The organism is Alcanivorax limicola, from assembly GCF_019931215.1.
In the GTDB taxonomy this organism is placed as follows: domain Bacteria; phylum Pseudomonadota; class Gammaproteobacteria; order Pseudomonadales; family Alcanivoracaceae; genus Isoalcanivorax; species Isoalcanivorax limicola.
This window is the reverse complement of the sequence record NZ_JAIOUB010000011.1, coordinates 1-1,623: the sequence shown is the minus strand read 5'-3', so window position 1 is coordinate 1,623 and position 1,623 is coordinate 1. Positions and strand designations below refer to the sequence as shown.

At 55.8% G+C, this 1,623-nt stretch carries 3 protein-coding genes; all 3 read left to right on the top strand.

Annotated elements, in window-relative coordinates:
- Positions 1 to 982: RHS repeat-associated core domain-containing protein (locus tag K8B33_RS16040; RefSeq protein ID WP_223428351.1), on the top strand; the 982-nt coding region annotated here is incomplete at its 5' end.
- A 9-nt stretch (positions 983 to 991) separates the two neighbouring features.
- The gene (locus K8B33_RS16035; RefSeq protein ID WP_223428349.1) at positions 992 to 1,168 is read left to right on the top strand and encodes a hypothetical protein; all 177 of its coding nucleotides are present in this window, start codon (positions 992 to 994) and stop codon (positions 1,166 to 1,168) included.
- 256 nt (positions 1,169 to 1,424) lie between these two features.
- On the top strand, positions 1,425 to 1,623 hold a 199-nt coding region (locus tag K8B33_RS16245; protein WP_223428347.1), incomplete at its 3' end, for an RHS repeat domain-containing protein.

Genomic DNA, 1,623 nt, shown 5'->3' with positions numbered 1-1,623 from the left:
CGAACACGATCAGGAAACCGGCCTGATCTACGCCAAGGCGCGCTACTACGACCCGGAAACCGCCCGCTTCCTGAGCCAGGACCCCTGGTCTGGCGATGTGAGCATGCCGCCGAGCCTGCATAAGTACTTGTATGCGTATCAGAACCCGACGGTGTACGTGGACCCGGATGGGCATTGCCCTCGTTTGGCAGCCGATAGCAGCTACTGTTACCTCAAGGAACTGGAGCGGGTGGCTATAGATCACCGCATCGACATGGACAGTGTCAGTGGGATGCGCGAAGCGACCTGGCGCCAAGCTGCGGAAGACAGGCGTTTGGCGGATCAGACACGGACAGGGCTGGCGGTCATGGCGGCACCCGCCGCTGTACTGGGCAGTGTAAAGGCAGCCACCTCGTTGTACTTCCGTAACCCGGAAGCGCTTGCTCTCCTTGGAGGCGAGGCTGGGCTGTTCGTTGGCGCCATGCTGTCCGGGGCGGATACGCCCCTGTCCATGCCCGCGTCGGCGGGCAGAAGGGCTTTACAAAGCGGGATGCAGCAGGGCCAGGCGGCCATGGAGGTTGCCAGGAACAGGAGCGCAGGGCGTTCCCTGGCGGAGGTCAGTGATGTACCGTTGGCACCAAGCGGTGCGACGGGTAGAGTGACGGAGGCTGCTGGTGCGCCGGGGAGTGTTACAAAGGGCAGAGACGAGGTTGTTGACGTTTACCGAGTTTTTGGTGGAGACGCACGAGCGCAAGGGTTTTCGTGGACAACTACAGATCCTCGAACTGTGACTGATTTTAGGGATGCTGCAGGCTTGCCATCAGGAGGCGCTAGTGGATCCACGAATACGGCTGACTTTTTAATCAAGGGTAAAGCGAATTCCGCGGATATTATTAAATCAAGATCGGCATTACCATTAGATGGGAACGAAGGCGGGCTTATCGAGTTGATAATCGATCCGAGAAACGTAGACATAGTCGACTTTTCAGTGCTCAATCCGTAGGGTTAATCAATGGAAAACAAGTACGCAGGAATGACAGTGAATGAGCGTCTTTACGTTAGCGGACTGATGGACGAATTTGATGAAGCTTTTAAGGAAAAAAATGCGGAAAAAATGCGAAATATTCTTGAGAGGGTAGGCCTGACTGAAGAATCTATAAAGCCTATTATAGAAGATATAGAGTCGTAATAATAAATTGTTTTTCGGGCTTTAACTCGGGGCGCAATTTGTGTGAGCTGCCGAGGAGCGCAGCCTCGGGCGGCCCAGTGGTGCCCTGCAGCGGGTGGATCGATCCAGAGTTTTTGAAGTCTCTCGATCAGAAGAAGTAGTCGATGCTCGGTGTTTTCCGAACAGTTTTATGGCGGGATGCTACTTCCTGCCGATGAACCCGTAAGCTCTTTAACAATCTGTACTCCTTCCACCTCGCCGCCACCACGGCGGCGAAGTGGCCCGCTACAGCTACCAGTACGACGGCAACGGCAATCGTACTCAGCAGACCGAGCACAACGGCTTCGGGGAAGAAATCACCACCTACACCTACGACGCCGCCGACCGCCTCCAGGCCGTGCACTACCCGGATAAGGCTGAAGCCTACACCTTCGACGCCGCCTGGAACCGGGTCACTGAGACTGTCACAGACCTGA

Coding starts and splice junctions, on each gene's coding strand:
- K8B33_RS16035 (WP_223428349.1), top strand. CDS start 992: ATGGAAAACAAGTACGCAGGAATGACAGTGAATGAGCGTCTTTACGTT.